Raw genomic sequence first — 19685 nt, 5'->3', positions numbered from 1 at the left:
GTAAGGTTCACTGAGGCTGTGCGCGGCGAGGTGTCGCGCGCGAGCTCATGTCCGAGGAGAGTGCCATGGCAAGTAAGAAGACGGCCGGGGGCGGCGCGAAGAAGACGTTGAGCAAGAGCGGCCTGATCCAGGCCATCACCGAAGCTGCCGGTGATGAGCTGAGCCGCAAGCAGGTCAAGAACGTTCTCGAGTCCCTCATCACGATCGGTCATCGCGAGCTGAAGAAGTCGGGCGTGTTCACGCTCCCCGGCTTCGCGAAGTTCCGGGTGGTCAAGCGCCCTGCGACGAAGGCGCGCCAGGGGATCAACCCGTTTACCAAGCAGCCGATGACCTTCGCCGCGAAGCCGGCGAGCAAGTCGGTCCGCGCTCGGCCGATCAAGGCCATCAAGGACGCGCTCCTGTAGTCTTACGGGATCTCCCAGCGGAGCGCAGGGCGGCCACGGCGACGTGGCCGTTCTTGCTCCATGGCCCCGGCGCGCCATCGCCGGGGCGGCGGTGGGCGTCCAGCGCGCGCACCGGGGGGGCGCGCGCGGCGCGCCGGCAATGCGCGCTGCCGGGGGGGCCGGGCGGCTCGACGCCGCCGCCGCCCCCGCGGCGAGGTCAGCTCACTTCTTGCGGCTGTAGGCCTGCGCCGCCACCGGTCCCGAGCCGGTGCGCGCCTTGACAACCAGCTTGGCCGTCGCCGCGATGGGGAACGGCCATTGGTAGCAGCTCTGCTTGGCTCCGATGGCGGCAGTCGGGCCGGTGTCGGAGTCGACAGCGAGCACCGGTTTCAGGTTGAACGCAGCGAGCCCTGGCTGTCCTCCGGCGTTCAGGTCGATCTCCAGCTGGATGTCCACCTCGGTGACGGTGGGGAGCGCCTGCGCCAGGAACGTGTAGCAATTGCCCGGCTGGAGCATGAAGGTCTGCCCAGAGGCCGTCTGTCCCTCGGGCACCACGCTGCAGACGGGCGCCCCTTCCGGCTGCATCTTCGGCGCCTCGCCGGCGGCGCGACCCTGGAACATGGTGGTCATCGCGAGCGACTGGACTCCATCGCAGGGCGCCACCGTGGGCACCGCGACCGGGGGCAGGCCGGCGTCCGGGGGCGGCACGGACGCTGTCGGCTGCGGGGGCGGCGGCGTCCCCGCGTCCGGGGCGTCGTCCGCGAACTCCGACTCCTTGCTGCTGCCGCCGCAGCCCAGCGCTGCCACCGACAGCGCCAGGAGCACTGCTGAACCCAACGACCTACCCGTCACCGTCATCTGCGGCCTCCTCGCGCACAGCCCTGCCGCATGCCGCGGCCCCTCGTTGGGACAGCTGTGCTCGCGGCGCTCATACACCCGCCAGGGGGCGGGGGCTATGCGCGAGGCGTCTTGCGCGGCTGCGCCGGCGGCGCAAGCCCGCTGGCAAGCCGGCGCGAGCGTCCGAGTGTTCGCGCCGTCGCGCCGCTCAGCCGCCGGGCTCGCCCACGAACTCGCGCAGGATGCACATGCGCGCAATGAGCAGCGCCTCGGGTCGGATCGCCTGATCGAGGTACGCGGCGGAGTTCGCCTCCACAAGCGACTCGCGCAGCATCCCCTGCTCCAGGAACGTGACCGCGCGTCCGAGGTGCAGCCGCGCCCTGTCGGCCGCGAGCCCCATGCCGGCGCTCGCCAGCATTTCTCGTTCCAGGAACCACTGAGCAAACTCTCCGGGACGATCGAGCTTCGCTCGGGAGCCGTGGTCGGTCATGCCGTAGGCTACCTCACTTTTTGACCCGAGCCAGCCGCGCCTGGCCGCAATAACCCGGGAAATCATGGCAGAAGCAGCATCAATCCGTCGGATGGGCGCGATGAAAGCGAGGGCGTGCCACGTCCAAAGCGACATCCGGCGGACGGACCTGGAGCCCGGTTGAGCGGGCTCCGGGGGGGCGCGCCGGGGAGCTCCCGCGAGCGACCCGTTGCGTCGCGAGCCCGTCAGTGAGATTGAACGCGGCGTTCTGCCGGAAATTCGAGGAGGTTCTTTTGCTCCGTACGATTGGCGTCCTGTCCGCCCTGGTCCTCACCGCCGCCCTCGCTGCTGGTTGTCAACAGCGGGAGGCGTCCACGCCGCCGAGCTACGCGAACCAGCCCCCGCCCGGCTACTACCAGCAGCCCGGGTATCAGCAGCCGGGGTATCAGCAGCCCGGCTACCAGCAGCCGGGGTATCAGCAGCCCGGCTACCAGCAGCCCGGGTACCAGCAGCCGGGGTACCAGCCTGCTCCGACCCAGCCTGCCCCGACGCAGCCCGCCCCCACGCAGCCTGCCCCGACGACGACGCAGCCTGCCCCGACGGCGCAGCCTGGCGGCTTTCCCTGGCCGTTCCCGCTCCCTGGCCAGCAGACCACCGGCGGGCAGCAGCCGGCCCCGAGCGGCGGGAGCAGCTCCGGCAGCGCGTCGGCGATCGATCCGAACCTCGCCTCCGCCGCGACGATCCCGCTGAACAACCTCGCTGCGACCGAGGCGCCCGGCATGACGAAGGAGGGAGGGCCGATCGCGGGGCAGTTCAGCGCCGGACAGACCCTCGAGCAGCAGATCCAGCTGATGCCCGGCAAGTGCTACACGATTGTCGGCGTCGGCGCGGGGATCACCGAGCTCGACATCAGCCTCGTCGCGCTGACCCCGATCCCGATGGGCTCATCGGTGCTGGCGCAGGACAACTCGAGCGGCGCGAACGCCGCGCTCGGCGGTCGGGGCAACTGCTATCGCTGGTCGCTCCCCGTCGGCATCAACGCCAAGTACATCGTGAAGGCCACCTCCGGATCGGGCGTCGCCGCCGCGCAGCTCTACGTGAAGTGACGGCGCCAGGACGCCGAGGACGCCAGGAGATCGCTCTCCCCGGCGTCCTCGGGTATCGGCCACAAAAGCGCCGAGGACGCCAGGAGATCGCTCTCCGTGGCGTCCTCGGTCGCAGCGCCGTGGCTCGCCGCAGGGCCGGCTAGAGCCGGATGCCGGGCGCCGGGAAGCCGCGGCAGAGCTCCGCGACCTCGGCGGCGATGCGCGCGATGCGCGCCTCGTCGTTCACGTTCTGCGCCACTTCATCCATCCACGCCGCGAGGCGCTCCATCTCGGCGACGCCCATCCCGCGCGACGTCACCGCCGGCGTGCCGATGCGGAGCCCCGACGGGTCGAACGGCTTGCGCGGATCGAACGGGATCGAGTTGTAGTTCGCCACGATGCCCGCGCGATCGAGCGCCTGCGCGTACGGCTTGCCCGCGATCCCCTTCGGCGTCATGTCGATCAGCAAGAGGTGGTTGTCGGTCCCGCCGGTGATGAGCCGGAAGCCGCGCGACTCCAGCGCGCGCCCGAGCGCCTGCGCGTTCACCACGATCTGCTTCGCGTAGGCCCGGAACCCTTCCTCCGAGGCCTCCTTCGCCGCGACCGCGATGGCCGCGGTCGTGTGGTTGTGCGGACCGCCCTGGAGGCCGGGGAACACCGCCTTGTCGATCGCGCCCGCGTGCTCCTTCTTGCAGAGGATCATCGCGCCGCGCGGGCCCCGGAAGGTCTTGTGCGTCGTCGACGTCACCACGTCGGCGATGCCCACCGGCGACGGGTGCACCCCCGCGGCCACGAGCCCCGCGATGTGCGCGATGTCCGCCGCCAGGATCGCCCCCACCTCGTCGGCGATCGCCCGGAACGCGGCGAAGTCGAGCGTGCGCGGGTACGCCGTCGTCCCGCACCAGATGAGCTTCGGCCGGTGGGCGCGCGCCAGGTCGCGGACCTGATCCAGGTCGATGCGGTGATCGCTCTCGCGAACCCCGTACGGGACGCTCTTGAAGTACTTCCCGGTGATGCTCACCGACCAGCCGTGGGTCAGGTGCCCGCCCGCCGGCAGGCCGAGGCCCATGATCGTGTCGTTCGCCTGCGCGAACGCGAGGTAGACGGCCAGGTTGGCCGGGCTGCCGGAGTAGGGCTGCACGTTCACGTGGTCGGCCCCGAACAGCTTGGCCACCCGCGTCCGCGCGAGCTCCTCGACCACGTCGACCTGCTGCTGACCCTCGTAATACCGCTTGTGCGGGTACCCCTCGGAGTACTTGTTCGTCAGCACCGAGCCCGTCGCCTCGAGCACCGCCCGAGACACGTAGTTCTCGCTCGCGATGAGCCGGAGCGTGTCCGCTTCCCGCCGCTCTTCCAGGCGGATCAGCTCGGCGATCTCCGGATCGACCTCGTTGAGTGCCCGCAGGCCCTGCACTTCGCTTGTCGCGCTCATACCTCGAACTCCCCGCGTGTGAGGATGTCGGTGACGCGCCAGAGGAACGAGTTCGCCAGCACCCCGTCGATGATGCGGTGGTCGTACGACAGCGCGAGGAACATGACCGGATGGATCGCGATCGAGTCCTCCTTGTCCTTCGTGACCACCACGACGCGCTTCTTGATCTCCCCCATCCGGAGGATGCCCACGTTCGGCTGCGAGATGATCGCGCCGCCGAAGAGGTTCCCCTTGAGGCCGGGGTTCGAGACCGTGAAGGTCGTGTTCGCGAGATCGTCGGCCGTGATCTTGCCGGACTTCGCGCGCCCGGCCAGCTCGTCGATGCTCCTCGCGATGCCCCGCAGCGACAGCTCGTCCGCGTGCTTGATGCTCGGGACGATGAGGCCGCCGGGCGTGTCCACCGCCACGCCGAGGTTGACGTCGCGCAGCACCACGTACGAGTTCTCGAGCACTCGAGCGTTGAACTCCGGGTGCTCGCGCAGCGCGCGGACGGCCGCGGCGCAGATGAAGGACAGGAACGTCAGCGACACGCCCGCCCGCTTGAACTCGTCCTTGTGGAGGTCGCGCAGCTTCGACGTCTCGTGAAGGTCGACCTCGGCGACCGTCACCACGTGCGGCGACGTCACCTTGGAATAGACCATGTGGTCGGCGGTGATGCGGCGGCGCCGGCTGAAGGGCACCACCTTGTCGCCGGGCTTCGGGGAGTAGGGCGGCACCTTGTACGCGCCGTACCCGACGCCGGGCACCGGCGGCACGAACCCGCCGCTCGCCTGGATGAGCTGCGAGAGCTCCGCGGCCGCGCTCGCCGGCTGGGCCGCCGCGCTCGGCTGAGGCGCCGGCTCGGCCGACGCGCCGTGCGCCGCGCGCATCACGTCGTCGCGGGTGATCCGGCCGTGATCGCCTGTCCCGTGCACGTCGCGCAGGTCGACGCCCGACTCGCGCGCGAGCTTCTTCGTCGACGGGCTCGTCAGGGGGCGGGCGCTCTCGTCGTGTCCGTTGCTGCCGGGCGCCGGCGCGGCGGGCCGCGCTTCGGACGCCGCCGGCGCCGGCGGCGCGCTCGCGCGCTGGGCCGTCGCCTGGGCCTCGCCCTGCGCCGTCTCGTCGATCCGACAGAGCAGACCTTCCTTGGCGACGACGGTGCCCTCGGCCACCGCGATCTGCGAGACACGACCCGCGACGGGCGCCGGGATCTCCGTGTCGGCCTTGTCGGTCGCAACCTCGAGCAGCGGCTGCTCGCGCTTGACGAAATCGCCCTCGCGCACGAGCCACCTCGAGACGGTTCCCTCGACCACGCTCTCACCGAGCTGTGGCATGCGGACTTCGACCATCGCTTCTCGCGCCTCCAACGCGCGCCGCCGTGAGCGCCCGTTTCACCTCTCCGGGCAAGGCGGCACGGTCGTATACGCCGCCCGCCCTTCGAGAGCAACGACACAGTGTTCGTCCGGTGTGTATCCTTTTTGTGGGTCGCGTCGGCGCGTCGGCGCGTCGGTTGCGTCGGTTGCGTCGGCTGCGTCGGTCTCGGCCACGGCGAGCCGCCTCCACCGAGGCCAGGGCGGCTGGAATCGTATGTCGACGCACGTAGACGCTGGCGGGCCCCTGCCGGTACAAGGGCCCCGTGCGTGACGCCGCGCCGGATGCGACCGCAGCCCCCGCCCCCCTGGCCCCCTCGAGCGAGAGCGCGCGCGAGCTCCTCGCCGCCGGGCCGCCGCGCGTCGTGGGTGCGCGGGCGATCCGGGCGGCCTCGCTCGGCGTCATCGCGTTCCTGCTGCTGCAGGTGCTGACCTACGGCTACGGCCGCGATCAGGGCATCTACGCCATGGTCGCGCGCGCGGTGCTCGACGGCGGCATGCCTTACCGCGACGCGTTCGACTTCAAGCCGCCCGGCATCTTCCTCATCTACGCGCTCGCCCGCGCCCTCTTCGGCCCCGCGCAGTGGGGCATCCGGGTCCTCGAGGTACTCGGCCTCGCCGGCATGTGCCTCGCGATGGCGTCGCTCGCCGCCCGCCTCTTCGGCGACCGGCGGATCGGGGTCGTCGCCGCGGCGCTCGCCGTGCTGGTGCACGCCCAGCTCGAGTTCTGGCACACGGCGCAGCCCGAGTCGTTCGGCGGCATGCTCACCATCGCCGCGCTGCTCGTGGCCACGCCGCGCGGCCGCGACGGCGCGCCGCGCCCGGCGCCCCGCGGCGCCGCGCTGGTCCTGTCGGGCGCGCTCTTCGGCGCCGCCGGTCTCCTCAAGCCGCCCCTCGCCGGGGGCGGCGTCGTGCTCGCGGTCGCGCTGGCCGCGCCCGCCCTCGCGGAGCTCGCGCGGCGCGCCTCGGAGCGGGCCGCCGTGCAGCGCTGGATCGGCGCCGGTCCGACCGCGCTCCAGGGCGAGCCGGCGCGCTCTGCGCCGCATGCGCCCGGGCCGGTCCGCTCGACGGCGACCGCGCTCCTCTGGGCGGCGCTCCGGCCCGCCTTGCTCATCGCGCTGGGCGGCGTGCTCCCCGTGCTCGCCTGCGCCGCCTGGTTCGCGCTGAGGGGCGCGCTCGGCGATCTGTGGGAGGTCCTCTTCGTCTTCACGCCGCACTACACAGCGCTCGGGTGGCGCGGCGCGAGCGTGCTCGGCATGGCGTGGTACGGCGCCTGCGAGTGGCTCGTCCACTACTCCGGCCCGCTCGCGTTCGGCCTCGCTTGCCTGGTCGCGCTGCACCCCGAACGCCACGAGCGGGCGGGCGTGGCGCTGCTCTCGGGCGTGATCGCCATGCACCTCGTCGGCGTCGTGATGCAGGCGAAGTTCTTCCCCTACCATTACGGCGCGACGTGGCCGCTCACCGCGATGCTCGCCGCGCTCGGCCTCTGGAAGGCGTGGCAGCGGTGCACCCGGTCCGGCGCGAAGGCGGCCGCGGCGGCGCTCCTCGCGGCGCTCGTCGCGACCGCCTTCGCTCGCTCCGCGACCAAGGACGTGGCCGACGACTACATCGAGCGCTGCGCCAAGCGGATCGCGGTGCTCGCCACGGGCGCGAGGGACCAGGCGCGCCTCGATCGCCTCGCGTCGGTCGCCGACGTCAACGCCGCGGCGAACCGGGAGGTCGCCATGTGGCTGCGCGAGCGCGTCGCGCCGGGGCGCCCCGTGTTCGTGTGGGGCTTCGAGCCGGTGATCTACGACCTCGCCGATCGCCCGCCGGCGACGCGCTACCTCTACAACGTCCCGCAGCGCGCGGCGTGGGCCCGGCAGGAGGCGCGCGACGCGCTGATGCGCGACCTCGCCGCGAGCCCGCCGGCCGCGATCGTGGTCGAGCGCCACGACGTCTTCCCCTCGGTGACCGGCGACGTGATCGACTCGCGCGGCACGCTGAACGGGTTCCCTGAGCTCGCGGGGCTCATCGAGGAGCGCTACGAGCTCGCCGCGAGCATCGAGGATTTCGAGATCCACCTCGAGCGCTGAGCCCCGGAGCCCAGCGCCGGGCGGCGGCGGCGCGGCGCGCTGCCAGCTGCGCCGCGCCTTCAGGGGCAGGGGAGGGTGTTGGGCCTGCGAGGGGTGGGCGCCGCCGCCCCGAAGCGGCGGCCGTCGCGGAGGCCGTCGGCGCAGCGCTGGATCGACTGCGCCTGCGACAGCGCGGAGGTCGCGCCCTCGCTGACCTGGACGCGCCCCGGAGCGCTGGAGATCAGTGAGCTCAAGAGCTGCGCGTCCGGCTCGGCCGCCGGTCCGTAGACAAGCGCGTCGATGAGGCGCGCCGCCGTGGCCGGCGTGGACGTGGGGAACTCCGCGGGCAGCCCCTGGTACAAGGCGACCGCGTCCGGGCCGTTCTGCAGGGTGTTGGTCGGGAAGACGAGGGCGGGCGTCGGTTGGACGCCGCTGGTGCCGACGAGCAGGAGCCCGCCCACGTCCGTCGTGCCGTCGAGCTCGATCGCGCGGTAGGAGCCATCGGTGGCCCCGCTGTAGAGCACGAGCGTGTAACCGGCGAGGCTCACGTACCGCCAGCCCGTGCTGATCTCGATGAACTCGAGCACGTCACCGCTGTCCGCCGTGTGGGCGTCGACCTCGTTGATCTGGAGCTGGATCACCGTCACCGGGAACGACGTCCACCGCGCCCCCGGCCGGCTCACGACGATGTCCCCCGGGCCGATCGGCGTCGCGCCCGAGAGCGCGGGGATCGTGATCTGCGTGTCGGAGTCGATCGTGAAGGGCTGCGCCGCGAAGCCCACGGTCACCGTCGTCGCCCCGGTGAAGCCGGAGCCGGTGAGCACGAGCGCGCCGCCGACGGCGATGATCGGATAATCGACGGAGGTCACCCTGGCCGGCGCTCCGCACGCAGGGCAGGCGCTGCCGCCGCAGTCGATGCCGCCCTCGTCGCCGTTTTGCAGGCCGTCCTCGCACGAGGCGGCCTGGCAGACGTAGTCGATGCAGACCTCGGTCGGGCAGTCCGAGCCGACGAGGCACTGCACGCAGACCCCGGCGGGGTTGCACAGCCCGCCGTCGGCCAGGGAGCACCATGTGCCGGTCTCGACCGGGTCGTTGATCGGCGAGCCATCGCGGCAGGAGTCGACCGTGCACTGGCTGTGGTCGTCGCGCAAATCGTCGTCGTCGTCGACCTCCGTGACCGCGCCGTCACCGTCGCAGACGCGTTCGCGACAGTCGCCGGCCATCTGCACCTTCACGGGCGTCCCCGAGGCCACGGGCTCGGTCGCGCATCCACCGTCGATGCACCTCGCGATCGCGCACTCGCTGTCAGGCGCGGGGCAGTCGGCGTCGCCGGTGCACGGGACGCTGCCGCCGCCGCCGGAGCCGTCGATGCCGCCCGCTCCGCCGTCCCCGCCGGCTCCAGCGTCGCCTCCGTTGCCGCCGTTGCCATCGACTCCGCCGGCGCCACCATCGCTCCCGCCGTTGCCACCGCCGGAGCCACCATCGCCACCGCCGGAGCCACCATCGCCACCGCCGGAGCCACCGCCGCCGTCGCTGCTCCCGCCGCCGCCGTCGCTGCTCCCGCCGCCGCCGTCATTGCCGCCGGAGCCACCGCCGCCGCCCCCTCCGCCCGTTCCTCCCTGTCCGCCGCTCCCTCCCGTGTCCTCATTGATGAGGCCGCGATCGGGCATCGTGGCCACCTGGCAGCCCGCGGTGGCCACCAGCGAAATGCTCAACGCGAGCGCGGATCCGTAACGATTCGATCTCGAAGTCATTGACCACCTGTGTGCAGATTGGCAGGGGCGCTCGGGCTCTCGACGCTTCCCGCGCTGCCCCGCGCGCAGGAGCGAGCGGGAGGGCGCATCCTAGACGCATGGGACGCCTGAAGAAAGCGCCGCACCGCCGCGCGCCGGTCCGGATCGCGCTGCCTCGGCGGGCGCCGCGCCGCGCTGCGTCTGCTGCGCAGCAGCTGTCCTCGCGCGCTCCCTCGGCCGGGCAGGTGGGGAGCAGCCCGCTGGCATGCTCGTTGATGGGTCCCGAGTGCGGGTATGCGCTCCGCTGCGAGCGGGGGCGAGCATGGCCCCGGTCGCAGCGCGGCGACCGAGGAGCAACGAGCATGCGGATCGCGATCGTTTCCACCCCGTTCATCCGGGTGCCTCCCTCCGGGTACGGCGGGACCGAGCTGTTCTGTCACGAGCTGGCCGAGGGGCTGTCGGCGCGTGGACACGAGGTCACGCTCTTCGCGACGGGAGATTCGGTGGTCAGCTGCCGTCGCCGGTCCCTTTACGGGAGCCCTAGCTGGCCTCCGGTGCCGGAAGACGAGGTCAACCACGTCGCCTGGGCCTTCTCGGAGATCGCGCGCGAGGACGGGTTCGACGTGATCCACGTGAACAGCCCGATCGCCGTCCCGTTCACCCGCTTCGTCCGCGTCCCGGCAGTGCACACCCTGCACCACGCGCCCTGCGGCGAGAGCTCGCGCATCTACGCGCGCCACCCGGAGGTCGCGTACGTGGCGATCAGCGCGCGGCAGCGCGCCCTGGAGATCCCGCTGCCGCGCTCGTGCGTCATCCATCACGGCGTCACGCCGGCGCGTTATCCGCCGAGCCTGAGCGACGAGGGCTACCTCGCGCACCTGGGCCGTTACGCCGAGGAGAAGGGGACCCACCTGGCGCTCGACATCGCGAGGGCCGCGGGCCTGCCGATCAAGCTCGCGGGCCGCGCGCACCCCAAGGACCGGATCTATTATCTCCAGGAGGTCGCCCCGCGCCTCCGGGAGAGCGGGATACCGGACCTCGGGGAGATGGGCCACGACCGCAAGGTCGCGCTCCTGCGCGGGGCCCGCGCCGTCCTCTGCCCGCTCCAGTGGGAGGAGCCGTTCGGGCTGATCGCCATCGAGGCCATGCTCTGCGGCACCCCGGTGCTCGGCTTTCGCCGCGGCTCCTTCCCCGAGATCGTCGACGAGGGCGTCACCGGCTACCTGGCGCCGCCGGGCGACCTGTCGCGCCTCGCCGCGCTCGCGGCGGGCCTGGCCCGCTTCGATCGCGCCGCCTGCGCGCGCCGCGCGCGCGAGCGCTTCAGCAGCGCCGTGATGGTGGGCAAATACGAGGAGCTCTACCGGACCGTGACCGGCCCGCGGCGCGCCGAGGGCTCCCGGGCGGCGTGACCGCCGCGCGGGAGGTCGAGGGGCTCAGTTGACCTGGGGTGGGATGGCCACCTGGCACTCGTTGGCTGGCGTCATCCATTTGATGGCGTTCAGCCAGAAGCGCTCGACCTGATACTCGGGGTGATCGACCCACTCGGTGTTGTAGGTGATCCACTCGTCGCCCCAGACCAGGACCCGGCCATCGCCGACCTCCAGCGCCTTCAGCACGTCGTTGCCGTCGCCGGTCGCCAGCGTGGCGCCCTCGCCGACCACCGGGTAGCCGGTGTCCACGCCGACAGCCTCGATCCCGTCGAGCACCGGATGCCCTCCGCTCCACTCCGTGATGGGGACCGTGGCGCCGCCTCGCCTCGGGAGGATCTGCGCTTCGTCGTAGCCGACGCCGAGCGGAGCGAGCAGCGTGTTGACGTTCTCGCGCTCCTCGGTCTGGCCGTACCCGATCAACGTCATGAGGCCGCCGCCCTTCGAGAGCCAGTCGCGGAGCGCCTCGACCTCGGCGTCCGAGTACGTGCGCCCGATGTCGCTCACGTCCTGGATGACGATGACCTGGTGCTTTGCGAGCTCCTCCGCGGTGAGCTCGGCGCCGTTCAGGCCCACGGCACCGTTGATGCTGCGCTGGTTCAACCAGGACTCGAAGACGTCGCCGTCGCCCCACCGGCCCGGCTCGCCCAGCGTGGCGATGCGGAGGCAGTCGCAGACGCCGTCGCCGCCGACGTCGACGTCGTCGACGATGCCATTGCCGTCGTTGTCAAGGCCATCGCAGGTGTCCTCGTTGCTGGGCGTGCCGCTCCCCGAGCTGCTGTTGCCGCTGCCGGCGCCCGTGGCCAGGCTGCCGAAGTCGTCTCCGCCGCTGCCCGCGGCCACGCCGCCGAGGTTGTCTCCGCCGCTGCCCGCGCTGCCCGCGCTCCCCGAGCTCCCCGTCGTGCCGCCGCTGTCCCCGGCGCTGCTGGGGCCGTCATCGCTGGAGCACGCGGCCGCTTGCAGCGCCGCAGCGATGCACGCGACCCGCAGCAGATGTCCGACCGGAACCCGACCGAAGGACGACAGGCGAGATCTCGAGTTCATGGCTCTCCCAAGAAGTTAGGCGTTGTGGCGGCGGATCGTGGCGAGCCGCCGAAAGCACCAGAGCGAGGCTTCATGGTGTCTTCCGGGCGGGGCTTTGCGCAACGCGAAATAGCGATTCTCATGACAAACATTGGGTCGACCGTGTGTGCCATGGCCTCTTGGTGTGACGTCGCACCGTGAAGCACTGTAAATTTCAAGCCCGACGCGGCCTTCGAGGGAGCTCGCGCCCAGGACCTCGTCGTCCAGGTTCATTCATGGTCGCGCGTCTCCGGTAGGCCCCCTCCCAGGGGGCCGGGCAGTTCAGCGGGACCTCACGCCCGACCAGGGAGAACCTGGCCTCGCGCCGCCAGGGTTCCCCTCAGGGTTGCACGAGCTCGACGCCGCTGAACTCGATGGGAAAGGTGATGACGGTCGTCATCCCGCCTTGCGGCGAGGGGAACTGCATCTTCTCGAAGGTATCGGCCACGCAGCGATCGACCTGCTGATTCTTCGCCGTCGACCTCACCACGTCAGCTCTGTTCACCCTGCCGGTCGGACCGATGGTCGCCTTGACGGTCACCTTCCCCGTGAACTTCGGCGAGCTCTTGACGCCGATCTTGTAGCACTCGTCGAACAGCTCGCCGTGCTTCTCCACGACGTCGCGGACCTGCGATTCGGAGATGTTGCCCCCCAGCGTGCCGGTCGCGGTGGCCGCGCCGGGCCTCACGTTGCCGTCCGGTCTCGAGGTGGCTGGCGGCGGGGGCGCCTCGACCGGCGTCGCCGCCGCGGGGGCCTGCGCGTCCGGCGGGGGCGCCGCGGGCTTCGGCTCCGGGGGGGCCGAGGTCGTCGGCTCCGGGGACGCCGAGCCGGTCGGCCCCTCCGACGCGGGCTGCGCCGGCGACTGGGCGGCTGGCGGCGGAGCGCCGCAGCCCGCCGCGAGCGCGAGGATCAGAACCAACCCTGTTCGGCGAGAGCTCATGCCCGAAGGTAAAACCCGAACGCGGGGCCGTGTCCACGGGGATAGCGGCGTGTGCTCGCTCAGCGCAGCCGCAGGACCTCGACCTCCGACGCGCCGCCGCGATCCACGAGCTTCGGCGCGCGGCCGCGCCCGCGCGCCGTCATGGACGCCCAGAACACCTCCGTCCCTGGCCGCTTCTGGATCGGCACCGGATCGGCGTAGAGGAAGCCCGTCCTCCAGCGCTGCGGCGAGATCGCCGTCGGCGGTCCGACCTCGCGGACGACCGGGTCCGCCATCGTCGTGGACAGCGGGGCGCGCTCGACGACCCGGGAGCGCACCGCGAGCGCCACGTCGCTCGCCGCCGGGCCCCCCGCGCGCACGAAGATCGTGAGGAGCGAGCGGGCGCCTTCGTGGAACGTCGTCCCGAGCAGCTCCGTGCCGTCGTCGAACCGCGCCTCGATCGGCGCGAGCGCGGCGCGGATCTCCGCGAAGAGCGCCGCCGCGCGCGCGCCGTCGCCCGCGCCGAGCGCCATGTTGTGCGCGATCCGCTTCTGCTCCAGCGTCTCCGGCGGCGCGGCCGGCGGCTCCGCCGGCTGTCCGAAGTGCGCGCGGAGCTCCCACGTGAGGAACGGATCCGGCACGATCTCGCGCTCGGGCTCGGTGCCCGAGACGAGGTACCAGGCGAGGGGCCCCGGCTCTCGCTCGCGGAACGAGAACGCCTCGATGCCGCTCGCCGAGAGGGTGCGCGCCCCGGCGCCCGCGCCGAGCGCCCAGAACGGGCCCACCGCCGTCACGTCGAAGCGCTGCGCGAGGCTCGCCTGATCCCGGTCGAGCATGAACCGCGTGTCCACGAGGTAGGCGCCGCGCGGCGGCGCGTCCTTCGGCGGGGGTCGGTTGGGCGTCACGACGCGCCCGCCGAGCGCCCAGACCTGGGCCCAGGTGGCCTTCATGCTCTCGTGCATCGCGACGGGCGCGTCGGTCGGCGCCCCCGGCAGCCTCGGCGCGAGCCATCGCAGGAACGCCGTCTTCGCCCCGTCGGAGTCGATGAGGTGCCCCCGCTCGTTGAAGCGCCCGCCTGTCTCGCGCGCATAACGCAGCGCCGGGAGCCCGTCGCGCAGGATGGCGGCGAGCGGCACGAGCCACAGCGCGAGCGCCGCGAGCGCCGGCCCGCCCGACGGCGCCGCGACCCGGGCGGCTCGCCGGGCGGCGGCGGCGCGCTCCAGGAGCGCCGCGCCGGTGTCGACGAGGGCGGCGGCGGCGAGGGCGAAGTAGGCCGCGAAGTAGTGCGGCCAGAAGATGTGGATGTCGGCGCCTTGCCGGAAGACGACGTACTGCACCGCCGCGGTCGCGAGGTAGAGCAGCGGCAGCGCGTCGTGCTCGCGCCGGAGCAGGACGAGCCGCGCCGCGCAGACGATCGCGGCGAGCTTTCCGGCGGCGATGGCGATCGGCGTGAACGAGAGCTCGAGCCAGTACCGCCGGCTCTCGAGCACCCTGCCGAGCGGCTCGGCGTTCCCCGAGGAGCGGAGCCCGTAGCTCGTCAGCAGGTCGCCGAGCTTGCCGGCATGCTGGAAGAGGGCCAGGTAGAGCGCGGCCGTCAGCGCGGCGAGCGAGGCGGTGAGCACCCACCACGCGGCGTAGCGCCGCTCGGGGAGCGGGCCGAAGACGCGCCTCGGGAGCAGGTAGGCCCGGAGCGCGCCGAACGCGAGCAGCCCGCCCGTGAGCAGGAACGCGGGCCAGTCGGCGTGCATCCCGAGCGCGAGCCCGAGCGCGCTCACCGCGAGGTAACGGCGCCTGGATGTCTGTAACAGGCGGACGTAGCCGAAGAGCCCGAGCAGCGTCCAGGCCATGACCGGGACCTCGAGCGCGTTGAAGTTCGCGAACGAGAGCGTGATCGGCAGGACGACGAACGACGCCGCCGCGGCGGCCCCTGCGGCGGGCCGGTAGACGCTCCGGCCGAGGGCGTAGAGCAGGGGCGGCGTCGCGGCGCTCAGGAGGACGGCGGGCAGGCGGCAGATCACGTCGTGCCGCCCGAGGACCTTCATGAACGCGGCCGTCGTCCAGAAGATCCCCCACGGGTGGTGGCAGTAGTACATCCCGGGCGCTGGCCGGCTCGCTGTGTATTCCCACACGGGTCCGGGGATCTTCCAGCGGAGCATGTTCTCCGCGATGATCCCGACGCTCGCCGACGACGCGTAATGTCCGGCGAGGACGGGTCCGAACATCTCCCACGCCGCCGCGAGCGCGAACCACGCCGTGGCGAGCGCGGTGACGGCGAGCGCCGCGCGGGCCTCGCGGCGGGACGCGGCGGGGAGGCCGCGCAGGTCGGTCGGATGGGGGGCGAGGCGCGTGGGCAGCAACGTGGGCGCAGCCTATCTCGGCGGCGGCGCCGCGCGGGCAGGCGAAGCGCCGAGGGGCGAGCGCCGCGCCGCTGCGGCGCGGGTCGATGCGCGCGCCCCGGTCGGGTAGGATGGGGCATGTCGACCGAGGCGCACAGGCAGGTCCATCGGCGGGCGCACCGTGACGGCAAGGAGCGTGATCCGACGTTCTATCCCGTGGAGAAGAAGATGGGGGAGGACTCCCTTCAGACGTGGATCGTGGAGCTCCTCCGTCCTCTCATCGAGCGCTGGTACGAGGCGCTCGGTCGGCCGAGGTTCGTGGGGGCGGACCAGTTCATCTATTATCGGCAGTTCGATCCCTCCAAGGTCGTGGCCCCGGACGTGTACGTGCTCCCTGGCGTGCCGCCGGGCCGGCGCGTGCGGAGCTGGAAGGTGTGGGAGACGGGCATCGCCCCGAGCTTCGCGCTCGAGGTCGTCTCGTCCGACGAGCCTTACAAGGACTACGTGGACGCGCCCGAGCGCTACCGGGAGCTCGGGGTGAAGGAGCTCGTGATCTTCGATCCCGACTGGGAGCGGGGCCGCGATCGGGTGCGATGGCAGCGCTACCGGAGGCTGAAGACGCGCGGCTTCGTCCGGGTGGAGACGACGAACGTCGACCGGATCCACGCGCGCGTGCTCGGCTGCTGGCTGCGGGTGATCGGCGCGGGCGAGGAGGCGCGCCTCCGGCTGGCCACGGGGCCCGAGGGCGAGGAGCTCTTCCCGACCGCCGCGGAGGCGGAGCGCGCGGCGAAGGAGGTAGAGCGCGCGGCGAAGGAGGTAGAGCGCGCGGCGAAGGAGGCTGCGCTGGAGCGCGTGGCGGCGCTCGAGGCCCAGATCGCGAGCGCCGCGGGGGCGAGGGGCAAGGGACCCGGGGCGCCGTGAGCCTCGCGCGGCCCGCGGCCGTTCAGGCCCGGAGCAGCGTCACCCGCCGGCCCGACGGCGTCCGGGCCTCCTCGATCCGCGTGCGCGCCTCGACGTCCCCCGCCGCGGCGCGGCGATCGAACAGCACGAGCACGCCCTCGTCGAGGCCGAGCTGGGCGAGGTAGCCGTCGAGCTGCGCGAGCCCCGTCGGCGTGGGATCCTTCTCTCCCTCGCGCCAGACCTTGAGCTCCAGCGCCGCGCGCTGCACGGCGCGTGACCCGTCCGGCGCGCGGTAGGGCCACCGGATCAGGAGGTCGATCCTCCCCCGGCCGAGGCCGTACTCCCGCTCGATCAGCCCGCCGCCGTTCACCACCCGCTGCAGGAAGGCCATCAGCACGAGCTGCGGCGCGACCTCGTGGTAGCCGAGATTGCCGGAGAGCGCCTCGCCGTGCTCCCTCCAGAAGACGGCGAACTCCCGGAGCAGGCGCGCGACGTCGAGCTGGCCGTCGGGCAGCACGAAGCTCCTCGGCTCGGCCAGGATGACGGGCTCCACGTCGCCGGCGAGCACGCGGGCGATGACCTCGCGGTAGATCGGGTTCGCGATGCGCGCGGGGTTGTCCGGCGCCATGAGCCCGAGATCGCGAGCGTACTGGAGATCGTCCTGGTAGGCGTCGCCGACGATCGCGAGCGTGCCTGAGAGGATCGGCTCGAGCACGCGCCGGACGCGCGGCTCGTGCAGGCGGGCGACGAGCGAGTCGAGGTGGGTGGCGCGCGCCAGGATGAGGCGCTCCTTGGCCGTCTCGACGTGCGCTGCGGTGATCGGCTCGCTCGCGGGCACCGCGAGCTTTTCCACGATCTCGCGGGCGAGCGCGTTGACCAGCCACGGCTGCCCGGCCGTGAGCGCAATGGCCCGCTCGACCGCTTCTTCAGCAAAGACCTGGCCGGTGTCGGCGGTGTGCTGGCCATAGAGCTCGCGCACCTCGTCAGGGTCGAAATCGCCGAGCTTGAGGGACTCGAGCTTGACGTTGAACGGGCTGGCCGTGCCGAGGCGGCCCGGGTCGCCGCCGCTCGCCGCCTTGTACTCGCGCACGTCGCGCAGCCCGCAGAGCACCACCGCGGCGGGAAAGTCGGCGGGGCGATCGGGAAAGCCGGCGCGCAGCTGGCGCAGCACGCTGAGGAGGCTCTGGCCTCGCAGGGCGTCGATCTCGTCGAAGAGCAGCGCCAGCGGCCGCGGGCAGGCGCGGGCCCAGGCGCGCAGCGCGATCTCGACGCGGTTGCCCTCCGGGGCGTCGGGGAAGGCAGGCGGATGCAGCGCGGGGGGAAGGGTGAGCTCGGCGCGCGCCCGGAGTGAGCTGAGCAGGATGCGCTCGGCCGCGCCGTAGTCGTCGCCCGCCGCCTCACCCGCCTCGCAGGAGAAGTGCAGCGCCGCCCAGCGGCCGGAGGTGGTGAGCTGATCGGCGAGCGCGCGGAGCGCCGTGGTCTTCCCCGTCTGCCGTGGCGCGTGAACCACGAAATAGGCGCCTTGCTCCACCAGGCCGGGCGCCTCGGGCAGGCGCCGTTCGGCCGGGATCATGTAGTGCAAATCGGGGCGGCAGGGGCCGGCCGTGTTGAAGCGGCGTGCCATGCGCGCAGCTTGCGTCCCGGAGCCGGGTGGCCGCAAGGGCCGCGCGGCGGCGTTGGCCTCGCGGCGCTGGCGTCGCCGAGGTGGAGCCGGCATATCGCGACCTCTGCGTGCAGGTATCCGAGGCCCTCGGACCGGTTCCGGATCGACCGAACCTCCTCGGGGAGGGGGAGCCAGCACATCGCGACCGCTCCCGGCGGGCATCCGAGGCCCCATTTTCGGTTCCAGATCGACCGAACCCCCCTCGGGAGGGGGAGCCGGCACATCGCGACCTCTCCCGGCGGGCATCCGAGGCCTCGGCTCGGTTCCGAGATGATAGCTTCCCGCCACCTTGGGTACCCCGTCTCCTCTGGCGGAGCCTCTGGCGGCGCCCGCTCCCGCGCGCCGCGCGCTCTCCGGCCTGCTCCGCCGCGGCGCGGGCGCCGCGCGCCGCGCGCCGCTCGGCGCGGCGCTCGCCCTCGTCGTCGTCGCCGCGTCCGTCTATGTGATCGCCGTCCCGCTCGCGGTCGTCCGCTATCCGCCGATGACCGATCTCCCGTTCCACGCGGCCGAGACGGCGGCGTTCAGGCACTACCTCGACCCGGCGTGGCACTTCCGCGAGCAGTTCACGCTCCAGCCGCTCGCCGTCCCGTACATGTCCATGTACGCGCTCGGCGCCCTGCTGATGCTCGTCCTCCCTCCCGTGGCCGCGGTGAAGGTCGCGGCGGCGGCGATGCTCGCGCTCCTGCCCGCGGGCCTCGCCGTCCTCTTCCACGGCCTGAAGCGGAGCCCGCTCCTCGGCGTCCTCGGCCTGCTCCTCGTCTGGTGCAACCTCACCCACTGGGGCTTCCTCAACCACATGGGCGCGCTCGGCCTCTTCGCGATGGTCGTCGGCCTGACGCTCCTGCTCCTCGATCGCCCCTCGCGCGGCCGGCAGATCGCGCTCGCGCTCGCGCTCGTCGCCCTGTTCTTCACGCACATCTTCCGCTTCCCGTTCGCGCTCGCCGCCGTGGTCGGCACGGCGATCGTCGTCTTCCCGGCGACGCGGCGGCTCCGCCCCATCGCGCTCCCGCTCGCGCCCTCGCTGGCCCTCTTCGCGGCGTGGCTCGTGGTCCGTACCGACACGCTGCACGCGGCGCCCATCGCGCCCGCGCTCCACTGGGAGCGGCTCCGCGAGATCCCATCGCTCCTCTTCACGAGCTTCACCGATCCCGCCGAGGCGGCAGCGGCCGGCCGGGCAGCGCGCTTCGTGCTCGCCGCGCTGCTCGTTTGCGCCGCTGGCGCCGCCGCACGGCTCGCCGGCGCCGGCGGCGATGCGGCGCGCTCACCCGCAGGCGCCAGCGCCGATGCTGCGTGCTCACCCGCCGGCGCCGGCGCGGCGCCCTCGTCCGCGGTGGACGCGCCGCAGTGGTCCTTCGCGCGCCTCGCCGCCCTCGTCCCGGTCGCCTGCGCGATCGTGTTCCTGGGCCTGTTCCTGAGCCTGCCGCTGCAGATCGGCCTCTGGTGGTACGTCTACCCGCGCGAGATCGTCGCCGCGCTGTTCCTGGCCCTCGGCGCCTTCCCGGACCTGCCGCGATCACCCTGGCTCAAGGTGCCGGCCGTGCTCGCGCTGTCGGCCGCCGCGGTCCTCCTCGGCGCTGTGGTCCGCGACAACTACCGCCGATTCGACCAGAGCACGCGCGACTTCGACGCCATCATCGCCCGCATCCCGCAGGCGCCGAGGCTGCTCTACCTCGTCTTCGATCACGGCGGCTCGACCCGGACGACGACGCCGTTCATCCATCTCCCCGCCTGGGTGCAGGCCACGCGAGGCGGCTGGCTCAGCTTCCACTTCGCCGTCTGGGATGCCTCGCCCGTCGCCTACAGGCCCCGCGAGGAGCCGGGCGCCGTCGTCCCGCCGCCCACGCCGCTCCGATGGGAGTGGACGCCGGAAAAATTCGACGTGCGCCGCCACGGCGCCTTCTTCGACTGGTTCCTCGTCCGCCGGCGAGCGGGGGCGAATCACCTCTTCGCGAAGGACCCGAGCATCGTCGCCGTCGACCACGTCGGAGACTGGTGGCTCTACCAGCGCAGCGGCGCGCCCTAGCGGGCACGCCGGC

The 19685-nt window shown here is 72.7% G+C and carries 15 protein-coding genes; 6 read left to right on the top strand and 9 right to left on the bottom strand.

Annotation, left to right across the window (positions count from 1 at the left end):
- Positions 1-65: 65 nt before the first annotated feature.
- Positions 66-404: an HU family DNA-binding protein gene (locus WMF39_RS35185; RefSeq protein ID WP_012239209.1), complete on the top strand. Its 339-nt coding sequence runs from the start codon at positions 66-68 to the stop codon at positions 402-404.
- A gap of 201 nt (positions 405-605) precedes the next feature.
- Here the strand turns inward: WMF39_RS35185 and WMF39_RS35180 are convergent, their stop codons facing one another.
- Positions 606-1241 carry a hypothetical protein gene (locus WMF39_RS35180; RefSeq protein WP_437740847.1) on the bottom strand — a complete coding sequence of 212 codons (636 nt, stop codon included), beginning with the start codon at positions 1239-1241 and terminating at the stop codon, positions 606-608.
- Between the two features lie 187 nt (positions 1242-1428).
- Entirely contained in the window at positions 1429-1845 is a 417-nt protein-coding gene (locus tag WMF39_RS35175) for a hypothetical protein (protein ID WP_437740846.1), read from the bottom strand.
- Between the two features lie 137 nt (positions 1846-1982).
- On the opposite strand from WMF39_RS35175, the gene WMF39_RS35170 reads away from it, so the two are divergent.
- Complete coding sequence (locus WMF39_RS35170; protein ID WP_437740845.1) at positions 1983-2795, top strand: hypothetical protein; 813 nt, start codon at positions 1983-1985, stop codon at positions 2793-2795.
- A gap of 139 nt (positions 2796-2934) precedes the next feature.
- Here the strand turns inward: WMF39_RS35170 and glyA are convergent, their stop codons facing one another.
- Positions 2935-4206, bottom strand: coding sequence for a serine hydroxymethyltransferase (glyA, locus tag WMF39_RS35165; protein ID WP_437740844.1), 1272 nt, complete (start codon positions 4204-4206; stop codon positions 2935-2937).
- Positions 4203-5534 carry a dihydrolipoamide acetyltransferase family protein gene (locus tag WMF39_RS35160; protein ID WP_437740843.1) on the bottom strand — a complete coding sequence of 444 codons (1332 nt, stop codon included), beginning with the start codon at positions 5532-5534 and terminating at the stop codon, positions 4203-4205. The genes glyA and WMF39_RS35160 overlap by 4 nt, the downstream gene beginning before the upstream one ends.
- Positions 5535-5821: 287 nt before the next feature.
- Here WMF39_RS35160 and WMF39_RS35155 point away from each other — a divergent pair, with 287 nt between their 5' ends.
- Complete coding sequence (locus WMF39_RS35155; RefSeq protein WP_437740842.1) at positions 5822-7630, top strand: glycosyltransferase family 39 protein; 1809 nt, start codon at positions 5822-5824, stop codon at positions 7628-7630.
- 59 nt (positions 7631-7689) lie between these two features.
- Here WMF39_RS35155 and WMF39_RS35150 read toward each other — a convergent pair whose 3' ends face one another.
- Positions 7690-9324, bottom strand: coding sequence for a hypothetical protein (locus WMF39_RS35150; RefSeq protein ID WP_437740841.1), 1635 nt, complete (start codon positions 9322-9324; stop codon positions 7690-7692).
- 380 nt (positions 9325-9704) lie between these two features.
- On the opposite strand from WMF39_RS35150, the gene WMF39_RS35145 reads away from it, so the two are divergent.
- Positions 9705-10751 carry a glycosyltransferase family 4 protein gene (locus WMF39_RS35145; RefSeq protein ID WP_437740840.1) on the top strand — a complete coding sequence of 349 codons (1047 nt, stop codon included), beginning with the start codon at positions 9705-9707 and terminating at the stop codon, positions 10749-10751.
- A gap of 24 nt (positions 10752-10775) precedes the next feature.
- Here WMF39_RS35145 and WMF39_RS35140 read toward each other — a convergent pair whose 3' ends face one another.
- The 3 genes from WMF39_RS35140 to WMF39_RS35130 all read right to left on the bottom strand — a co-directional run bounded on the left by WMF39_RS35140 (position 10776) and on the right by WMF39_RS35130 (position 15107).
- Complete coding sequence (locus WMF39_RS35140; protein ID WP_437740839.1) at positions 10776-11813, bottom strand: hypothetical protein; 1038 nt, start codon at positions 11811-11813, stop codon at positions 10776-10778.
- A gap of 358 nt (positions 11814-12171) precedes the next feature.
- Positions 12172-12771 carry a TonB family protein gene (locus WMF39_RS35135; protein ID WP_437740838.1) on the bottom strand — a complete coding sequence of 200 codons (600 nt, stop codon included), beginning with the start codon at positions 12769-12771 and terminating at the stop codon, positions 12172-12174.
- A gap of 59 nt (positions 12772-12830) precedes the next feature.
- A complete protein-coding gene (locus WMF39_RS35130; protein WP_437740837.1) occupies positions 12831-15107 on the bottom strand; it encodes an ArnT family glycosyltransferase in 2277 nt (758 codons plus the stop codon).
- Between the two features lie 117 nt (positions 15108-15224).
- On the opposite strand from WMF39_RS35130, the gene WMF39_RS35125 reads away from it, so the two are divergent.
- Positions 15225-16007, top strand: coding sequence for a Uma2 family endonuclease (locus WMF39_RS35125; protein ID WP_437740836.1), 783 nt, complete (start codon positions 15225-15227; stop codon positions 16005-16007).
- Between the two features lie 22 nt (positions 16008-16029).
- Here the strand turns inward: WMF39_RS35125 and WMF39_RS35120 are convergent, their stop codons facing one another.
- Positions 16030-17610 (bottom strand): ATP-binding protein, encoded by a 1581-nt coding sequence (locus WMF39_RS35120; RefSeq protein WP_437740835.1) that lies wholly within the window; start codon positions 17608-17610, stop codon positions 16030-16032.
- A 328-nt stretch (positions 17611-17938) separates the two neighbouring features.
- On the opposite strand from WMF39_RS35120, the gene WMF39_RS35115 reads away from it, so the two are divergent.
- A complete protein-coding gene (locus tag WMF39_RS35115) occupies positions 17939-19672 on the top strand; it encodes a hypothetical protein (protein ID WP_437740834.1) in 1734 nt (577 codons plus the stop codon).
- Positions 19673-19685 lie beyond the last annotated feature (13 nt).

Source organism: Sorangium sp. So ce1504, from assembly GCF_051521635.1.
Taxonomy (GTDB): Bacteria; Myxococcota_A; Polyangia; order Polyangiales; family Polyangiaceae; genus Sorangium; species Sorangium cellulosum_B.
The sequence above is the reverse complement of the archived record's forward strand: the minus strand, read 5'-3'. Positions and strand labels throughout refer to the sequence as shown.

Excerpts from the sequence above, each read along its gene's own strand:
- WMF39_RS35185 (WP_012239209.1), top strand. The coding sequence starts at position 66 with ATGGCAAGTAAGAAGACGGCCGGGGGCGGCGCGAAGAAGACGTTGAGC.
- WMF39_RS35180 (WP_437740847.1), bottom strand. The coding sequence starts at position 1,241 with ATGACGGTGACGGGTAGGTCGTTGGGTTCAGCAGTGCTCCTGGCGCTG.
- WMF39_RS35175 (WP_437740846.1), bottom strand. The coding sequence starts at position 1,845 with ATGTCGCTTTGGACGTGGCACGCCCTCGCTTTCATCGCGCCCATCCGA.
- glyA (WP_437740844.1), bottom strand. The coding sequence starts at position 4,206 with ATGAGCGCGACAAGCGAAGTGCAGGGCCTGCGGGCACTCAACGAGGTC.
- WMF39_RS35160 (WP_437740843.1), bottom strand. The coding sequence starts at position 5,534 with ATGGTCGAAGTCCGCATGCCACAGCTCGGTGAGAGCGTGGTCGAGGGA.
- WMF39_RS35145 (WP_437740840.1), top strand. The coding sequence starts at position 9,705 with ATGCGGATCGCGATCGTTTCCACCCCGTTCATCCGGGTGCCTCCCTCC.
- WMF39_RS35140 (WP_437740839.1), bottom strand. The coding sequence starts at position 11,813 with ATGAACTCGAGATCTCGCCTGTCGTCCTTCGGTCGGGTTCCGGTCGGA.
- WMF39_RS35135 (WP_437740838.1), bottom strand. The coding sequence starts at position 12,771 with ATGAGCTCTCGCCGAACAGGGTTGGTTCTGATCCTCGCGCTCGCGGCG.
- WMF39_RS35125 (WP_437740836.1), top strand. The coding sequence starts at position 15,225 with ATGTCGACCGAGGCGCACAGGCAGGTCCATCGGCGGGCGCACCGTGAC.
- WMF39_RS35120 (WP_437740835.1), bottom strand. The coding sequence starts at position 17,610 with ATGGCACGCCGCTTCAACACGGCCGGCCCCTGCCGCCCCGATTTGCAC.